Consider the following 17,438-nt stretch of genomic DNA (forward strand, 5'->3'; position numbering starts at 1 on the left):
CTTACAAGGCATCAATACGATTGACAATCTTTTTCTGCATACTCATTTTGAAGCTTGACCACCAATCAATACAACGCCGTTGGAGTTCGAATATTTCATTAGGGTTAGATATCAACTTCTCCTTCATTTCTACTAAGAATTGAGGCAACTCAGACCAAGATCCTAGAAGCGGAAATGGAACAGGTCCAAGCGATGCTAAAGCATCTTTGGAAAGTAAAAAATCATGTGAAAGTGAGATTGGGATGCAGCCAAGCTCTAATGTGTCATATAAACGAATTGTCTCAGGATTGTTGCCCGATGGACATGGAGCAAAAATACTATCCTCCATAATGGCTGAATATAGTCCAACGTTATAGCCGCCTGCAAAGCCATTAGAAGGCATTATATATAGATCTTCACCACAAGCCGCTGCGGGTCCAGCAAAGCTAGCGCGCTCTTGATTGTAGGAAGCAGCGTTATTAATCCACCCTAAAAAAGCTGCTAAACATTGACGCTGTGAAATTTTCTTTAGGGCAGATTTATCCCTTGGACCAACACCAGTCCTAAATCCATTGGGCGCCCATAAAACTTTTTTTCCGGATTCTGAGTCATTAATAATGCTCGGGAAATAATAATTGCGAATGACAAGGTCACATTCAGGGTATGCTGAAATATCCTTATCCAGCCGCTCACCACCCATGTGGTAAAGAACTACCTTATTGCCAAGAGATTTAATGTGACGAATGAGGTCAACATTAATTTGGCTTAACTCCAAATAAATAATGGTCGCATCACCAAGATGGGTCGAAGACACTCCAAGACTATAAGGCGCCCCTCCAAAAAGCTCATTCTGCACAAACCAGGTTTCCAAAGCGCCGTTAAGCGAATCAGGTGAGCTGATTATTTGTAGATTCATCTTTGAAACGTTAACCTTGATGATATTGAATGATGGAATCTTCACTGGAATAGTATTTACTCAATTCCTCAAAGAATGGGGGAGGATCAACATAGTCATGCCATATTTTGATTGGCCCAAAAAAACTTCTTTGCCATTGGGGACGAAAATTCCAATTTAGGGGCAATACAAATGGATTAAAACCTGTCTCCTTAACTGCCAAAGCAAAAGAGCCTTGATCATTTGCAGGCATTCTGTAAGGGCCATCCTTATTGACACCCAAAATAGTAGAGTCGACCATATATGCCAACTCATTCCATTTTTCAAAAACAGGTCTTGCCTGTTTTTGAAAAAAAATAACGCCAGTGTTGTATTCGATTTCATCGCCCTTGAATATATTTGGGTATCTCTTTCCCCATGGGGACTCGCAAATAGATAGAGCCAAACCAAATTGTTTTGCTTTTTCAAACCCGAAGTCTAGCTTATCCAAGACTACCGTATCCAAATCCAAAAAAAGAGTTTCTTCAAATGGAGTTAACTCAAACATAGATGCTTTTATATTCAAGCTTGCTGGATCATTGCCAGGTGCCTCTACCTTGATAATTTCATGGGGTAATTCAGGGTGGAACTTTTGAACTGATGCCTTTAAACGATCAATAGGAAGCTTAGTTTCGTCACCCCAGTAAATAGATAAGATTCCGCGGGACATTGATATCCTTAGTTAACAGTTATTGAGTTTGGTTAAAGTAATAGTGTACTAAGGGGAAAGCCATAAAGAATAGCCCAATGACTGCGAAATCCTGTGTAAGGGTCAAGCATAATGTGTATACTCGCGTCCAATCCATGATTGAAAACTGCCAATAAGCCTCCGAGCCAAGTAAATTGGGCATGCCTCATTCCAATTACATAATTGCACTCGCCGAGTAACGAGATATTCTTGGCTGCAGTAATACTTTCCTGCAGAGCTAATTCTGGGTTAGCGGCCACCATCCCCGCATTAAAATTATTGTATCTAGCTTCGCAGTCATCCCAGCGCACATCAACCCCAATCAAACCAGTCTGAATGTGCTCAATAGCATTAGGGTCATCACTTGATAAAAAAACTAGTATTTTTTTCTGTGGGTTTTTGAAAATCAAACCTCTAACCTCCCGCAGGTACGACTCATTAGGAACATATGGGCATTCTGAATTTTTATCTCCCCTGCGAACATGTAAGCCAATGTGAACATCATAAGAATTCCAGTGAATGCGATTTTTTAGGGCATCGATTTCTTTGTATAGAGTTGCACTGGGCGCCCCACAAATTGCTTGTGCTAGCACCGCACACCATTGATGTCTTGATAATTCGGCACACTCCTTTATTGGCGATGCTGGATATTGATGATCCGCCTTGATTTGGGGTTGCGCATTCCATGTATCCCGCATAAAGTCCCACTCAATAAGTTCTTGATGCTTTGCTATCTCTATGGATTGTTTGACTCCGATGTCGAACATTTCTTCAACAACATATGGCGAGTCTATCAAATAAGAATAATTGGCATCCAACGCTAAAGAAATATTTAAGCCCGTCATCAACCTAGAGGTAATCGCGCCAAATCCGGCATGCTCAACGCGATGAAATAATGTCTCTGCACTCTTTGATTGGTTAGCCTTAAATAGGGCTTGGAGGTAGTAATCCGGAGATTTCTCAAAAGCCATCATTTGAACTTATTGGTTATTGATTCAGGGCTAGCGCCCGACACCTAATAGTAGACGCATTACAGTGGTGCCCCTTGTCCGACTCGAACAGACCACCTACTGATTACAAATCAGTTGCTCTACCAGATGAGCTAAAGGGGCACATGTGTTATTTTAGCCTATTTGACAATCTTCAAGGATGGTCTGCTAGTTTTTGGCTTTTCAGATGTCCTATCTAGCGGATCTGCTAGATGCAAATCCGGAATCTGGCCTGGATCAAACGGGAATGACATACCCTGACCATTCTCTCTGGCATAAATTGCCAGAACGTGACTTACGGGAACCATGATTTTCTTGGGAACCCCGCCAAATCTTGCCTGAAAACTAATCCAATCATTTTCCATTTGCAGCTGATGGCAGGCCTCTAAGGAGAGATTCAAAACGATCTCATCATTCTTTACGAACTCCATGGGTACTTCGACTCTGGCATCAACAAAAACTGCTATGAAAGGTGTAAAACCAAAATCCGTACACCACTGATGAAGAGCACGGATTAGATAAGGCTTATTGCTTGGAACGTCAGACATGCCGACCAAATGAACCGCTAGGATTGCTTAGCGGCGCATTACCTTTTCTGAAGGAGTCAAGGCTTCAATATAGGCAGGTCTGCTGAAAATACGCTCAGCATACTTCAAGAGGGCTGCAGCATTACGAGAAAGATCTATACCATAGTGCTCAAGACGCCACAACAACGGCGCAATTGCTACATCAAGCATGGAAAATTCATCACCGAGCATGTACTTATTCTTGACGAAAATTGGTGCTAACTGAGTTAAGCGGTCACGAATTGCTAAACGCGCTTTCTCATGAACTTTTTCAGCCGCCTTACCTTTTTCATTTTCTAAAGCAGCAACATGAACAAAGAGTTCTTTCTCAAAATTGAAAAGGAAGAGGCGAGCACGTGCGCGAGCAACTGGATCGGGGGGCATCAATTGAGGATGAGGGAAGCGCTCATCAATATATTCATTGATGATATTTGACTCATACAAAATTAAATCTCGCTCTACCAATATTGGCACCTGGCCATAGGGGTTCATCACTGAAATATCTTCAGGTTTATTAAACAAGTCGACATCGCGGATTTCAAAATCCATGCCTTTTTCAAAAAGCACCAAACGGCAGCGTTGCGAGAATGGGCAATTAGTGCCCGAGTACAACACCATCATAAATTTATTTCCTTAAATTTCCACTTCAATAAAACAAACGCACTACAACTGGCGGCTTTCACTTTTAGATGAAGTTTAAATCCCATCTAATTTCTAGTGCACATCTTTCCAGTAGGCTTTATTCAAGCGCCACGCCAAGATGGTGAAGATAGCTAAGAACAGGAGAACCACTACGCCAAGGCGCTTGCGCTCTAGCTGAACAGGCTCAGCCATCCAAGACAAAAATGCAACCAAATCAGCAATGTTGTCGTCATACTCTTGTGGCTTCATAGTGCCTGGAGTCAACTGCTCAAACCCAACAAAGGCTTTTTCAATTCTACCTTCGTCATGCGGATCTTTGCGCTCTTCAAACTTGGCAGCCCGCTCACCTTGTAATTGCCATAGGACGTGAGGCATGCCAACGTTTGGATACACCAAATTATTCCAACCGGTTTGAGTAGTGTCATCTTTATAAAAGGTGCGAAAGTAGGTATAAAGCCAATCAGTACCACGCGCTCGAGCCTCAACAGAGAGATCTGGCGGCGTCTTACCGAAATAAGCCTTACCTTCTTTTGGAGTCATGGCAATAGTCATCAAATCGCCGACCTTTGCATCAGTCAAAATTAGATTATCTTTAATTTGTTGGTCGGTCAAGCCAATATCACGCAAGCGGTTATATCGCATGCTCGCAGCCGCATGACAGTTCAAGCAATAATTTACAAATATCTTCGCACCATTTTGCAAAGAGGCATTACTGCTAACCCGGTTAGGGGCAGCATCTAATGGAAAGCCACCTTCATTTGCATTGGCATTCACACTAAAAACAAGGGCAGTAACTAATGCCGTTACTTGGCAGATGCCCATCAAAATTTGCAGAATTCGTTTCATACTAGTTCCTAATTTCTCTTAGCTGATATCTCAGGCGTGAATTAATGAGCTTCAAAAGTAACGCGGTTTGGAACTGGCTTAAAGGTGCCAAGCTTGCTCCAGAACGGCATCGCCAAGAAGAAGCCCAGATAATAAATAGTACAGATCTGAGAAATCTTTTCAAATACTGGTGATGGTGGCTGAATGCCCAAATAACCCAAGATCACAAAAGTGACCACGAAAATTCCATAGATATATTTATGGAATTGTGGACGGTAGCGAATCGATTTAACCGGTGAGTGATCTAACCAAGGCAAGAAGAACATAATCACAACAGATCCACCCATAATCACCACACCCCAGAATTTTGCATCAAGCATGTAAAAGGTAGCAGCTAAAACAGCTGCAATGGCAACACAAGCGCCTTTAATCTTAATATCTTTGGACTTTGTGGAGAACATTCCAAGAATGACTGCTAAAAAGATCCATAAAGGCAGCAAGAAGTTTGTCGTAGTAGCGCGCAACATAGAGTAGAAAGGCGTGAAATACCAAACTGGCGCAATGTGCGAAGGGGTTACAAATGGGTTTGCCGGTATGAAGTTATTAGCTTCTAAGAAATATCCACCCATTTCCGGTGCAAAGAAAACAATTGAAGCAAAAATGATCAAGAAACCGCCAAGATACATCACATCGTGCACGCTGTAAAAAGGATGAAATGGAATGCCATCAACTGGATGACCTTCAGCATCAAGATTATTCTTAATCTCAACACCGTCTGGATTGTTTGAGCCCACTTCATGTAGGGCCAGAATGTGCGCTGCTACCAAGCCAATCAACACTAATGGAATGGCGATTACGTGAAATGCGAAGAAGCGATTTAGGGTGGCGTCACCCACTACGTAATCGCCACGCAACCACAAGGAAAGATCTGGCCCAATCAGTGGAATCGCGGAGAACAAGTTCACAATCACTTGAGCACCCCAATAAGACATTTGTCCCCATGGTAGCAAATAGCCGAAGAAGGCCTCACCCATTAAGCACAAGAAAATTGCGCAACCGAAAATCCAAATGAGCTCACGCGGCTTTCGATAGGAACCATAGATCAAGCCACGGAACATGTGCATGTATACCACCACGAAGAACATGGAAGCGCCAGTCGAATGCATATAGCGAATCAACCATCCAAATGGAACTTCACGCATTATGTACTCAACCGACTCAAATGCTTTGGCGGCATCAGGCTTATAGTTCATCACCAGGAAAATACCGGTAATGATCTGAATCGCCAAAACCACGATAGCTAAGGCCCCAAAGATGTAGAAAAAATTTAAATTTTTAGGGGCATAGTATTCACTCATATGCCTTTTAAAGGCTTCTGTCACTGGCAACCTGGAGTCGATCCAGGCCATCACCTTTTGGGCAGCCGATGCATCAGCTGGAACCACTTTTTCTTGAAATGCCATTTATCTCTCCTTAGGCCTTCTTATCGTCGCCAATCAGAATCTTGGTATCGCTCAAATACATATGTGGCGGTACTTCAAGGTTATCTGGGGCTGGTTTATTTTTGTATACACGGCCTGCCATATCAAAGGTTGAGCCGTGACAGGGGCAAAGGTAACCTCCTGGCCAGGTATTTGGTAGAGAAGGCTGTGCACCTGCTTCAAACTTAGCAGATGGAGAGCACCCTAAATGAGTACAAATGCCCACGACTACAAAGTACTCAGGCTTGATTGAACGCCATTGGTTTTGAGCATATTCAGGGGTTAATTGCGCTGGGTTGCGCAAAGAATCTGGGTCGGCCAATTCACCATCAATTTTGGATAATTCAGCAACTTGCTCAGGAGTGCGACGCACTACCCAAACTGGCTTACCGCGCCACTCAGCAGTTCTCATCTCATCTGGCTTCATACCGGAAATATCGATCTCAACCGCTGCACCAGCAGCCTTGGCACGCTCGGAAGGCTCAAAACTATCAACAAAAGGGTAAAGGGCTGCGGCTGCGCCTACACCACCAACCGCCGATGTGGCGATTAGCCAGGTGCGACGATCCTTGTCCATACTGGGCTTGTCACTCATTTACAAAATTCCTAGAAAGGGTATTTAAGGGTGGAAATTGCTCAAACAAGGTATTTTAAAGTAAAAAGTGGGGTAAGCACGGAAGTTATGGGGTTAATCTCTGGTTAATCAGGATTTAGACAAAAAGGGAAGTAATTATGGCTGTTTTAGAGGAATTTCGGGACTTTGCAGTCAAGGGCAATGTGATCGATTTAGCAGTAGGTGTCATTATTGGCGGGGCTTTCGGGAAAATTGTAGATTCATTGGTTAACGACATTGTTATGCCGGTGGTTTCAACTCTTTTAGGCGGTCATATTGATTTCACCAATCTATTTATTGTTCTAGGGCATATTCCAGAAGGTGTTCCAAAAACTTTTGATGCCCTTAAAAAAGCTGGCGTACCTATCTTTGCATATGGGAATTTCATCACCATTTCCATTAATTTCATCCTCTTGGCATTAGTCATCTTTCAGATGGTCAAGGTGGTCAACAAAATACGTATGGTGGATGCGGCGCCCGCTCCATCTACCCCCGAAGATATTGTGCTCTTGAGAGAAATCAGGAATAGTCTGAAAAAGTAAGCCTAGGAAAATAATTAAATAATTGAAACTGTGATGGTCTATGAACCCCCAACTAATAACCATGCTTAATCAAGCAATCCATCACTTTCAGTCTGGCAAACTTCCTGAAGCAGAACGATTACTAAACCAAATTCTTGGCTTAAACCCGTCAAACCCGCCAGCATTGCAAATTCTAGGGCTTATCAAGGCGACTCAAGGAAGCTTTACAGAGGCCTCCAAGCTTCTAAAAAAGGCTTCAAAACTGAATCCAAATGACCTAAGTTTGCTATACAACTTAGCAAAAGTTTTATCAGATTCTGGAGAAGAAATTGAAGCAATCTTGGTACATGAAAAATTAATAAAACTTGACCCTAATAATATCAATGTATGGATCAACTATAGCAAAAGCTTGGCGAATGCAAAGAAATTTCCGCAAGCCCTGAATGCAATTGAAAAAGTCATTCAATTTAATCAGAATAACGCTGAAGCTTGGAATAATAAAGGAGCGATACTGAAAGAGCTTGGTCAAATTGATGAGGCTCTTGAAGCATATGCAATAGCACTGTCATTGAATCCATTGTTTGCAGAGCCTTTATACAATCAAGGTATCGCCCTCATGGAACAAGAAAAATATCTTGACGCGATCAATTGTTTTGATAAAGCACTTGGGCTTAAACCAAACTACTTTGCAGCCTTTAATAATAAGGGAATTGCGTTAACAAATTTGGTTCGGCATGAGGAAGCTTTGTTAGCCTTTGATAGGGCCCTTTCTTTAAAGAATGACTATGTTGAAGGATCAATTAACAAAGCAGTGACCCTAATGCACTTGAGAAAATTTGATGAGGCAATAAAAACACTGTCAGCTATAAACGAATTAATTCCTAACAATTCAGCAGCCTGGAATAATAAAGGAGCAATATTGTTAGAACTTAAACGCCATTCAGAGGCATTGTATTGTTTTGAGAAGGCAATACAAATTCAACCACTCAATCCTGAGGCTCTGGTTAATTTGGGGCAAACATTAGTTCACTTGAAGCGCTTTGATGAGGCAATTCCCGCACTTGAGAGTGCTTATAAAATTTCTCCTGATTACAAAGCCCTACAAGGACTGTTACTGGGTACAAAAATGCAAATTTGTAATTGGAAAAGCTTTTCTCAAAACATAAATTCCCTACACAAAACAATTGATTCTGACAAAGTAGCAGTAACCCCATTCACCTTGCTTTCCCTCACAGGAGATGAAACCCTACATCGCAAGGCTGCTATAAATTACATAAATTCCCTTTACCCAAGCAATCTGTTATCCCAGTCATCTACAATCACAAATCAAAATGGAAAAATTAAACTTGGGTATTATTCTGCTGATTTCCATAATCATGCCACTGGCTATTTAATGGCAGAGCTCTTTGAGCTACATGATAAAGAAAATTTTGAGCTTTTTGCATTCTCTTTTGGCCCCAATAAAAAAGACGAAATGCAGATAAGAATTTCTTCTGCATTTGATCACTTTATTTACGTTGGCGAAAAATCAGATATTGAAATTGCAAATATCTCGAGGGATTTTGGGATTCAAATAGCGGTTGACCTCAAAGGATTTACCCTTGATAGTCGCCCAGGTATTTTTGCAAATCGTGCCGCCCCAATTCAAATAAGCTATTTAGGGTATCCGGGCACAATGGGTGCTGACTATATTGACTACATCATTGCTGATAGGGTTGTCATTCCTGAGGAATCTCAACACTTCTATACAGAAAAAGTTTTATATCTGCCTAATTGTTATCAAGTTAATGACTCGAAACGTGAAATTTCTAGCAAGCAATTTACTCGTTCTGAATTTGGCTTACCAGATGAGGGCTTTGTTTATTGTTGTTTTAATAACAATTACAAGATCAGTCCAGATACCTTTAAAACGTGGATGAATATTCTCAAACGTGTTCCAAATAGTGTGCTGTGGCTGTTTGAGGACAATGAATTTGCTGCAAAAAATTTACAGCTACATGCTGAATCATTAGGTATTAAGGCGGGCCGGCTTATCTTTGCAAAGCTGATACCGCTATCAGAACATTTAGCAAGACATCATCTTGCAGATTTATTTCTTGACACAATTCCCTACAATGCTCACACCACAGCAAGTGATGCGCTGTGGTCAGGCCTACCGGTTCTCACACTTCATGGATCAAGCTTTGCTGGACGGGTATCTACAAGTCTTCTAACTGCAATAGGGCTAAAAGACCTGATTACGAATTCCCCCGAAGAATATGAAAATCTCGCAGTCTCTCTTGCCAATAATCCCAAAGAATTGAATCAGTTAAGAACTAGACTAATGGAAAATAAGAAGTGCTCCCCCTTGTTTAATCCCCAACTTTTTGCCAAGGACATTGAAAATTTGTACATTAACACTCTCAATAACTCGTTGAACGCATGAGTATTTTCGAAGAAGCTAAATCCTGCTTTCTCAAGGGCATCGAAAGTCTCGAATCAAAAAGTTATGAGCAGGCAAACGACTATTTTGAGAAATCTCTAAGACTTTTGCCAGATCGAGTCTCCACTATTACCAATCTATCGGTCACTAAAATTCATCTGAAGAAATTAGATGACGCAATAAGACTTGCTAACCAATCGATTGCTCTCGATCCCGAAAATTTTCAAGGCTATCTTAATCTCGGTCTTATTGAAAAAGAGCGTAAAAATTTTCAACACGCAATTACATATTTTGCTAAAGCTATCAAAATTAATCCTAAGTATGCGGAGGGCTGGCACAACCAAGGCGTTGTTTTGAACGCGCTGAAGCGCTACCCTGAAGCTATTATTGCATTTGAAAAAGCCCATGGGCTAAACCCAAACTTTAATTGCTTGCTTGGAACCTTAATTGAAACCAAGAGCACGATATGCGACTGGACCAGGTTTAATGAATTAACGAATGAGTTGAACAAAAAAATTATATCAGGGGGAAAAGTAACGCACCCTTTTCCAACTTTATCCATATGCTCATCAGAAAACTTGCAATTGAAAGCTGCAAAAACATGGGTACAGGATCAATTTTCTTTTGCTAGCACAACTAAGGAATCATTTCGTTTCCGAAGTAAAAACTCCAAGATACGTATTGGCTATTTTTCCTCTGATCTCATTGATCATGCTATAGCAGTGTTAACAACAGAGCTATTTGAATTACATGATCGGAATGTATTTGAGGTCTTCGCATTTTCCTTAAGCAAGTCTGACCAAAGCGCAGTTCGAAAACGTCTTGAGAAGGCTTTTGATCATTTTATTGACTGTGAAGAACTCGACGATCAGGCAATTGCTCAAATGAGTAATGATTTAAAAATCGATATTGCAGTAGATCTTGGGGGATTTACAAACAAATCACGCACTAAAGTATTTGCGTTTCGGGCTGCCCCAATCCAAATTAGCTATTTGGGGTACTTAGGAACCATGGGTTGTAACTTTATTGACTATATCATTGCCGATCGCATCATTCTTCCGAGGACTTCATATCAATATTATTGCGAAAAGATAATTTGCCTGCCAAGCTATCAAGCCAATACAAGAAGGGTAGTGAGCGATTATTTATTCACACGTAAGGAGCTGGGGCTGCAGGACTCAAATTTTGTTTTTTGCTGCTTTAATAATAGCTATAAAATTACACCCACCACCTTTGATTCTTGGATACGTATATTAAAAAACGTTGAGAGTAGCGTTTTATTTTTATATGCTGATAATGAAGACGTCAAGCAGAATTTACGACTTGAAGCAGAAAATAGAGGCCTTGATTCCACCAGGTTAGTATTCGGCGGCAGGCTCCCAAAACATCTCTATCTTGCGCGTTTCAAGGTTTGCGATCTATTCCTCGATACCCTTCCTTACAATTCTGGAACAATAGCAAGTGATGCACTTTGGTCAGGCCTTCCAGTTCTAACATTAAGCGGTAATACTTTTGCCGGAAGAATGTGCGCCAGCATCCTTAACGCGGCCCACTTGCCTGAGTTAATTACCCAAACTAGCCAAGAGTATGAGGACTTGGCTATTGACCTTGCACGGAATCCTCAAAAACTTAGTCAAATAAAAAATAAATTAAACACAAATCGTCAATCTGCTCCACTATTTGACACTCCCTCATTTGTCAAAAATCTCGAAGAAGCCTACAAACGCATTTATAAACTTTCATTTTCTGATAGCCCACTAGATGATATTTTAATTTAATCATCGACAGAAATGATCAATCCCAAGTCTGATAACAATGTTAAAGCCAAAGAAAAAGCCCGCTAGAAAAATCTAGCGGGCTTTACTTTTACTGCTTTCTATGTGTGCCAGCTTATGCTAGCTCATCATTAGAATGTATGGCGTACACCAATAGCGTAGTTGCTCAAGTTGCCGCTAACTGTTGCTGTTGAAGTAGTGCCAGCAGTGCTAACTGTAGCAACAGCTGCAGTGCTGGTTGAAGAATAACCATAGATAGCATACAGGTTAGTACGTTTGCTCAACCAGTAATTAGAACCCAACTGCCATGCGCTAAAGTTCATGGTTGGGTTGTTATTGCCAGCGGCTGTATAACGGCCTAAACCAGCAGACGCCCAACCTTCGATTGTTGGAGTGATGTAGCTACGTACACCAATCTGCTCAGCAGAGCGCTTGAGGAAGTAGCTGGAGTTTGAAACGTCATTGGCTTTTCTAGAAATCCAGCTTCCGTATGCCTTCAAGATACCGAAGTCATAGGTAGCACCAACATAAGTTTGGTTGTCCTGTACGTTTAAGGGAGCAGCTAGCTGAGTTCCGCTGGTGTTGTAGCCCGTACCAGAAGTACCGTTAACAATAGCGCCACCAGCTTGGCTCCATGGATTCCAACCTGTAGCAATAGCAGCTGCACCAGAGCCAGAGATACCATAGCCTGATCCAGTGCTTGTGTTGTAGTTTTGGGTAACAGTGGTTACTTGGCGCAATTGTTGTGTGTTTGCAGTTACAAACAACTTATTCCAAGTGTAATCAAGACCTAAACCCCAGCCGTTTGCGTTGGTATTACCACCAGAAGAGCTCGAAACAACAGTCGCATTTTGATTGTTTAATGTGTACATCGCATTAAGCTTGAAGCCTGCGATATTGTCAGTCGAAGCGGTCAATGTATTGGCTGTACGAACGGTGTAAGCAACTCCATTGGTCTGTGCAATTGATTTACCTACATCACCGTTTGTGGATGATGCGGGACCAGTAGAGGCAGCATAAATCACGTTACCGGCAACGTTGTTCTGCTGACCAGGGTCAGTAGCGCCAACAGCATTATGAATTGGCGTGTATTGAGTACCCAATGCAAACTGACCGACACCATTTTGCTTCAAACCAACAAATGTTTGGCGATTTAATAAGCCAGTATTGCTGTTGCCAGATAATGTTTGATCCGCTGGGTAAAGCTGGAATTCCGCTGTGAAGAATGCAGATTTACCGCCGCCCAAATCTTCAGTGCCCTTAAAACCTAAACGGCTGGTTTGTTCAGCGCTTGCTGCAAATGCGCTATTTTGGACTTTAACGTTACCGTTAGAGTTGGTTGCTGATGGAGCACCAGCGCTTGTGTAGGATGATGAATTCAAGGTATTGTTGGAACCAACATAACCCATGTCCAAAATACCGTATACGGTTACGCTGGACTGAGCTTGAGCAGCGCCAGCAATAGCCGACAAAGCTGCAACTGCAAATAGCGATTTTTTCATTCTGTAAATCTCCATAAATTAAAGATAATGCCCAAAAATTTGGGACTAATGAATTCTCCACCCTTACGCTTAGTGGACTGGGGGTAAGGGTATTTATGAGCTCTTTTTGCTTGTCAAAAGGTAGTTTTTTGGCTTTCTTCGTTGTATCTCGGCAACAATGGCTACAATTTCTGTCTTTTCAACACCCCAGATGCCAAAATTGTCATATGGCAAGTCGTGAATTCTTAAAAATCCTCCACTCAGCGCGTCTTGGTGATGTATTGGCGCAACAAAAGTTGGCTGATGCATACCTTACCGGTGCATTTAAAACCCCCATTCAACCTGCTAATGCTTTGATTTGGCTGGAAAAATCCTATTTTTCCTTAAAGAATCAAGTGACTCAGGAAGGCCTCTCAAGTGCCGAAGAAATTACTCGTGTATTGACGAAGATATCAAATGTTCCATTAGCGCAGACCTTTAATTCCGCATCATTTCATTTTGGCTGGGAGTCTTTTTGGCAACTCGCGGAAGCTAAAACAGAGTCAAGCTCAACTATTGCAGCTAAGTGGCAACTTGTAGACCTACTTATCAACCCCAATAATCAAGCAATTCAATCACAACTGATGGATTGGTTTGGAAAGAAATTAGTAAGCCTATCAAGCGAAAAATTATCCAACTTGGATTTCAATGGACTTCAAACAATTGCTCGGCAATATTTACAAGAACTAGCAGATGGAAGCTCTGAGTTTGAAAACCAAGCCAATGATTTACTCATTAAACTACAACCCAAAAATGAGGCTCTTTCCTCGCTATGGAATTCATGGTTAGACAGCCAGAATGAATATGCCTTAGCTCAGGCTGCTCAATTAGGTTTAACAGCTGCGAAACTCACTTTGGGTTTACGCCTCGCTCAATTCGATGGAAATAAAGATAGCAAGTCAAATGCATCTCTTAAAAAAGCAGTGTACTGGATAGAACTTGCCGCTAAAGATGGTGATCGCGATGCCTGGTATGCACTGGGCGAAATATATCGTCGCCCACAATTTTCTGGATATAGCGCTGCAGAGAGTGATCGCTGTTTTGATCGTGCCGCAGATCTTGGCCACGCAAAAGCTCAACTCCGCAAAGGTGCAAATCTCTGGCGAAAACGCGAAAAGATCGAAGAAAAAGTTCGCGGCTTACAAGCATCCTATTGGGTTTGGCAAGCACATCAACAAGGTGTCGCTGAGGCAAAAGAATTGCTATGCAAAATATTGGTTAGCTGCCCTGATCCCAGGAAAAATGATTGGTATCTGCTTGCTCAATACGCAGATCATGCGATCAATTATCATGCGGAACATAAATTAGATCTTGACTGGCTAATGCTTTGTCACCGCATCATCATTGCCAATCAATTTAACCTTAGTAAAGCAGAATTATTGCTATCCGAAATCAGCCAACTTCAGCATGAGCATTGCGTGGTGGTGGATATTCGCTGGGAACTTCCTAAGATATTGCCAAGATTGATTCAAATTGAAACGATTCAGCAACGACGTGCTCTGCTAGCTGCTGGAAAAATTTTTGCTAGTGCTGATATAAATATTGAGGGCAATTTACGCCAGAGACGTTATCGCTTTGATCAAGTGACCAACTGGTTAAACACAACGTTTTCTAAAAATCTGAAAACCAAACCTATACTTAACTAGCTTAATTAGCTACCTTATTCTCATCTTCCTGAGAAGGTTTGGGTACATAGAGGCGTGCAACTAATAAACCTAACTCATACAGCAGGGTCATGGGCACTGCTAGCAATAACTGGGATAACACATCTGGCGGAGTCACTACTGCAGAGATAACAAAAGCGCCAACAATCACGTAGGGTCTAATCTCTTTCAATTTTGCCAAAGAGACAATACCCATACGAACTAAAACGACAACTACTACCGGAACTTCAAAGGTAATACCAAACGCTAAGAAAGTGTTCATAGCAAAACCAAGGTACTTATCGATATCGGTAGACATCTCTGCGCCTAACGGGGCGTTATAACTAGCCATAAAATTAAACACAGTTGGAAATACTAAGAAATAGGCAAATGCCATACCAAAGATAAATAGGCTATAGCTACTCACGACCAATGGAACAACCAACTTGCGCTCATGTTGATATAGACCAGGGGCAATAAAAGCCCATAGTTGATAAATGACTATCGGCAAGGCAATGATAAAAGCCACCAACATCGTGACCTTCATGGGTACAAAGAAAGAGCCCGTTACATCCGTCACAATCATCTTTCCGCCCGCAGGTAATGAATCAAGCAGCGGCTGCGAAAACAGATGAAAAATATCTGGCGCCCAATAAACCAAACAAACAAACACCACAATAATCGCTAATGCAGACTTGATGACACGATCACGCAGTTCAAATAAATGCGATAGAAAAGATTCTTGCAAGCCTGAATCTTCGGTAGGGTTATTTTCTGTCATGCCAATCTAATTTTTATTTGCCAGCACTATGATGAAAGCGCTTCATTCTTGCGGCACCAGATTGCACACGAGTGCGTAAGCCAGCCGAACGTTTAAACCAAATAGGCCTTGCTGAGCGCCTAACGCCCCAGCTATTGCGCCCCTGCCGCTTAGTCTTATCTAAAACAGCTCTTTCATCAAGAGGCAACTTCTCAAAATTGGTTTCAAAAATATCCGCCTGATCTGTGAGATTTGCATTTGCTTCGCTAGCTACCGAGCTAATACTGTTTTCAACTTCTTTTAAAGCAGATGCACTTTCTTCGCGGAACTTTTTAAATTCCTCAACTTCCATCTGCCGATTTACTTCAGACTTAAGGTCTGCCATATAACGTTGCGCACGACCAAATAAATTACCAGCCATACGAGCTACTTTTGGCAAGCGCTCTGGACCAACCACCACCAGAGCTACAACTGCAATCAGCGCAAGTTTTGAAACCCCTAAATCAATCATCTTAGGGAGCTAAATGAGGACCGCACGATTTCTCTTTGCGCTATGAACAAATGATGTGAATTATTTATTCAGGTCTTTAGCCTGCACATCCACAGTTTTTTCTGTTGATGCAGCAGCTTGCTGGATTTGCTCCTTAGGCTCATCAGATGGCTTCATGCCGTCCTTAAATCCCTTAACAGCACCGCCCAAATCTTGACCGATATTGCGCAATTTCTTGGTACCGAATACCAACATCACGATGACCAAAACAATTAACCAATGCCAAATGCTAAATGAACCCATCTCTAATCTCCTTGGAATTCCTAAACTTGTTCTTTATCTTGCTTTTTCCAGGGACGCGGACCGCCCATCACATGCAAGTGCAAGTGATAAACCTCCTGCCCACCATCTGCCCCGTTATTGACCATCAATCTAAAGCCGCCATCCCTTCCAGGTCGGCAACCCTGCTCTTTGGCAAGACGAGGTGCTAATTCCATCATTCTACCTAGCAAAGGGGCATCGATGCCTTCCGCCAGCTCCAACATAGGGATATGTTTCTTCGGAATCATTAAAAAATGTACTGGAGCAGCAGGATTAATATCCTTAAAGGCATAGATCTCTTCATCCTCATACACCTTTTGGGACGGAATCAAGCCCTGAGAAATCTTACAAAATAGGCAATTAGGATCGTGGCTCATCTTTTCCTATTCATCCTTATTCCTTCTTCGCTGCTTTTCTGGCGGCTTTTTCTTCAATTCCTGAGGTACCCAGGCGACGATCAAGCTCAGCAATCACGTCTTCAGGGCGCAAATTGAACTGGGACAGCGCAATTAAACAGTGAAACCAAAGATCCGCCATCTCCCCAAGCAAAAGCTTTTGCTGCTCAGCTGCCATATTTGAGCTACGCGCATCTTTAGCAGCCATGACAGCCTCGGTTGCTTCCTCGCCAATCTTTTTGAGGATACCGTCATCACCCTTTGAGAAAAGCAGGGCGGTATAAGAGGTTTTTGGGTCGACATTGCCGGCCTTAAACGCATCCCGACGTTGATCCACCACATCAGCCAAATGGGCTAATACAGAATCTAAATTAGAAGGTTTATTTACTGAGCTACTCATAGCTTCATTTTATGTCTTTTATGAAAGACTTTTATTTTGGCTTGGACTCGTCCACCCAAGTCAAATTACCTGAGTCCCACTGCTGGAAAAAACAGCTATGCTCACCGGTATGACAAGCAATTCCGTCTTTTTGCTCAACAATGAGCAAAATCGTGTCTCCATCACAATCCAAGCGAATTTCTTTCACCCTCTGGGTGTGGCCAGATTCTTCGCCCTTGTGCCAAAGTTTTTGACGTGAACGCGTCCAGTAGACAGCCTCGCCTAAACGCAAAGTAGCTAACAAAGCATCGCGATTCATCCAGGCCATCATCAGGATATCTTTACTACCAAACTCTTGCGCAATCACTGGAACCAAGCCTTGCTCATTCCAAGCGACGGCATCGAGCCAGGACCCTGCTTGAATGGATTCAATTGGAGTAAAGGTGCTCTGGGTTTTGTTATGGAGTTCGCTCATACATAAACTTTACCGTGAAT

The 17,438-nt window shown here is 42.1% G+C and carries 19 protein-coding genes and 1 tRNA gene; 4 read left to right on the forward strand and 16 right to left on the reverse strand.

Features of this window, described 5'->3' with window-relative positions:
- Position 1: 1 nt before the first annotated feature.
- The 9 genes from VC178_RS02405 to petA all read right to left on the reverse strand — a co-directional run bounded on the left by VC178_RS02405 (position 2) and on the right by petA (position 6,699).
- Positions 2 to 895 (reverse strand): hypothetical protein, encoded by an 894-nt coding sequence (locus VC178_RS02405; RefSeq protein WP_323481509.1) that lies wholly within the window; start codon positions 893 to 895, stop codon positions 2 to 4.
- 10 nt (positions 896 to 905) lie between these two features.
- A complete protein-coding gene (locus tag VC178_RS02410; RefSeq protein WP_323481510.1) occupies positions 906 to 1,583 on the reverse strand; it encodes a hypothetical protein in 678 nt (225 codons plus the stop codon).
- 32 nt (positions 1,584 to 1,615) lie between these two features.
- On the reverse strand, positions 1,616 to 2,575 hold the full coding sequence (locus tag VC178_RS02415; RefSeq protein WP_323481511.1) for a hypothetical protein: 960 nt from the start codon (positions 2,573 to 2,575) through the stop codon (positions 1,616 to 1,618).
- A 62-nt stretch (positions 2,576 to 2,637) separates the two neighbouring features.
- Positions 2,638 to 2,713 (reverse strand) — tRNA-Thr (locus tag VC178_RS02420).
- 17 nt (positions 2,714 to 2,730) lie between these two features.
- On the reverse strand, positions 2,731 to 3,138 hold the full coding sequence (locus tag VC178_RS02425) for a ClpXP protease specificity-enhancing factor (protein WP_323481512.1): 408 nt from the start codon (positions 3,136 to 3,138) through the stop codon (positions 2,731 to 2,733).
- 27 nt (positions 3,139 to 3,165) lie between these two features.
- Complete coding sequence (locus VC178_RS02430) at positions 3,166 to 3,777, reverse strand: glutathione S-transferase N-terminal domain-containing protein (protein ID WP_068320223.1); 612 nt, start codon at positions 3,775 to 3,777, stop codon at positions 3,166 to 3,168.
- Positions 3,778 to 3,870: 93 nt separating this feature from the next.
- Positions 3,871 to 4,644, reverse strand: coding sequence for a cytochrome c1 (locus tag VC178_RS02435; RefSeq protein ID WP_416350522.1), 774 nt, complete (start codon positions 4,642 to 4,644; stop codon positions 3,871 to 3,873).
- A 41-nt stretch (positions 4,645 to 4,685) separates the two neighbouring features.
- On the reverse strand, positions 4,686 to 6,086 hold the full coding sequence (locus tag VC178_RS02440) for a cytochrome bc complex cytochrome b subunit (RefSeq protein ID WP_323481513.1): 1,401 nt from the start codon (positions 6,084 to 6,086) through the stop codon (positions 4,686 to 4,688).
- Between the two features lie 10 nt (positions 6,087 to 6,096).
- A complete protein-coding gene (gene petA / locus VC178_RS02445) occupies positions 6,097 to 6,699 on the reverse strand; it encodes a ubiquinol-cytochrome c reductase iron-sulfur subunit (protein ID WP_323481514.1) in 603 nt (200 codons plus the stop codon).
- Between the two features lie 137 nt (positions 6,700 to 6,836).
- On the opposite strand from petA, the gene mscL reads away from it, so the two are divergent.
- The 3 genes from mscL (at position 6,837) to VC178_RS02460 (ending at position 11,438) form a co-directional block, all read left to right on the forward strand.
- On the forward strand, positions 6,837 to 7,259 hold the full coding sequence (gene mscL, locus VC178_RS02450; RefSeq protein WP_323481515.1) for a large conductance mechanosensitive channel protein MscL: 423 nt from the start codon (positions 6,837 to 6,839) through the stop codon (positions 7,257 to 7,259).
- A gap of 61 nt (positions 7,260 to 7,320) precedes the next feature.
- A complete protein-coding gene (locus tag VC178_RS02455; RefSeq protein WP_323481516.1) occupies positions 7,321 to 9,663 on the forward strand; it encodes a tetratricopeptide repeat protein in 2,343 nt (780 codons plus the stop codon).
- On the forward strand, positions 9,660 to 11,438 hold the full coding sequence (locus VC178_RS02460; protein WP_323481517.1) for a tetratricopeptide repeat protein: 1,779 nt from the start codon (positions 9,660 to 9,662) through the stop codon (positions 11,436 to 11,438). Before VC178_RS02455 ends, VC178_RS02460 begins: the two co-directional genes overlap by 4 nt.
- Before the next feature lie 128 nt (positions 11,439 to 11,566).
- Here VC178_RS02460 and VC178_RS02465 read toward each other — a convergent pair whose 3' ends face one another.
- Positions 11,567 to 12,937 carry a porin gene (locus VC178_RS02465; RefSeq protein ID WP_323481518.1) on the reverse strand — a complete coding sequence of 457 codons (1,371 nt, stop codon included), beginning with the start codon at positions 12,935 to 12,937 and terminating at the stop codon, positions 11,567 to 11,569.
- Between the two features lie 206 nt (positions 12,938 to 13,143).
- On the opposite strand from VC178_RS02465, the gene VC178_RS02470 reads away from it, so the two are divergent.
- Positions 13,144 to 14,601, forward strand: coding sequence for a sel1 repeat family protein (locus VC178_RS02470; protein WP_323481519.1), 1,458 nt, complete (start codon positions 13,144 to 13,146; stop codon positions 14,599 to 14,601).
- A gap of 1 nt (position 14,602) precedes the next feature.
- Here VC178_RS02470 and tatC read toward each other — a convergent pair whose 3' ends face one another.
- Genes tatC through hisI form a run of 6 tightly spaced genes read right to left on the reverse strand, consistent with a single transcriptional unit; the run spans position 14,603 to position 17,418 of the window.
- Complete coding sequence (gene tatC, locus VC178_RS02475) at positions 14,603 to 15,379, reverse strand: twin-arginine translocase subunit TatC (RefSeq protein ID WP_323481520.1); 777 nt, start codon at positions 15,377 to 15,379, stop codon at positions 14,603 to 14,605.
- A gap of 13 nt (positions 15,380 to 15,392) precedes the next feature.
- Positions 15,393 to 15,869: a Sec-independent protein translocase protein TatB gene (gene tatB / locus VC178_RS02480; RefSeq protein ID WP_323481521.1), complete on the reverse strand. Its 477-nt coding sequence runs from the start codon at positions 15,867 to 15,869 to the stop codon at positions 15,393 to 15,395.
- Between the two features lie 60 nt (positions 15,870 to 15,929).
- On the reverse strand, positions 15,930 to 16,151 hold the full coding sequence (gene tatA / locus VC178_RS02485) for a Sec-independent protein translocase subunit TatA (protein ID WP_215296145.1): 222 nt from the start codon (positions 16,149 to 16,151) through the stop codon (positions 15,930 to 15,932).
- Between the two features lie 20 nt (positions 16,152 to 16,171).
- A complete protein-coding gene (locus VC178_RS02490; protein WP_323481522.1) occupies positions 16,172 to 16,546 on the reverse strand; it encodes a histidine triad nucleotide-binding protein in 375 nt (124 codons plus the stop codon).
- A gap of 16 nt (positions 16,547 to 16,562) precedes the next feature.
- Positions 16,563 to 16,964 carry a phosphoribosyl-ATP diphosphatase gene (locus VC178_RS02495; RefSeq protein ID WP_323481523.1) on the reverse strand — a complete coding sequence of 134 codons (402 nt, stop codon included), beginning with the start codon at positions 16,962 to 16,964 and terminating at the stop codon, positions 16,563 to 16,565.
- A 31-nt stretch (positions 16,965 to 16,995) separates the two neighbouring features.
- Positions 16,996 to 17,418: a phosphoribosyl-AMP cyclohydrolase gene (hisI, locus tag VC178_RS02500; RefSeq protein WP_323481524.1), complete on the reverse strand. Its 423-nt coding sequence runs from the start codon at positions 17,416 to 17,418 to the stop codon at positions 16,996 to 16,998.
- Between the last annotated feature and the right edge of the window lie 20 nt (positions 17,419 to 17,438).

The sequence above is a fragment of the Polynucleobacter sp. AP-Sanab-80-C2 genome, from assembly GCF_035012965.1.
In the GTDB taxonomy this organism is placed as follows: Bacteria; Pseudomonadota; Gammaproteobacteria; order Burkholderiales; family Burkholderiaceae; genus Polynucleobacter.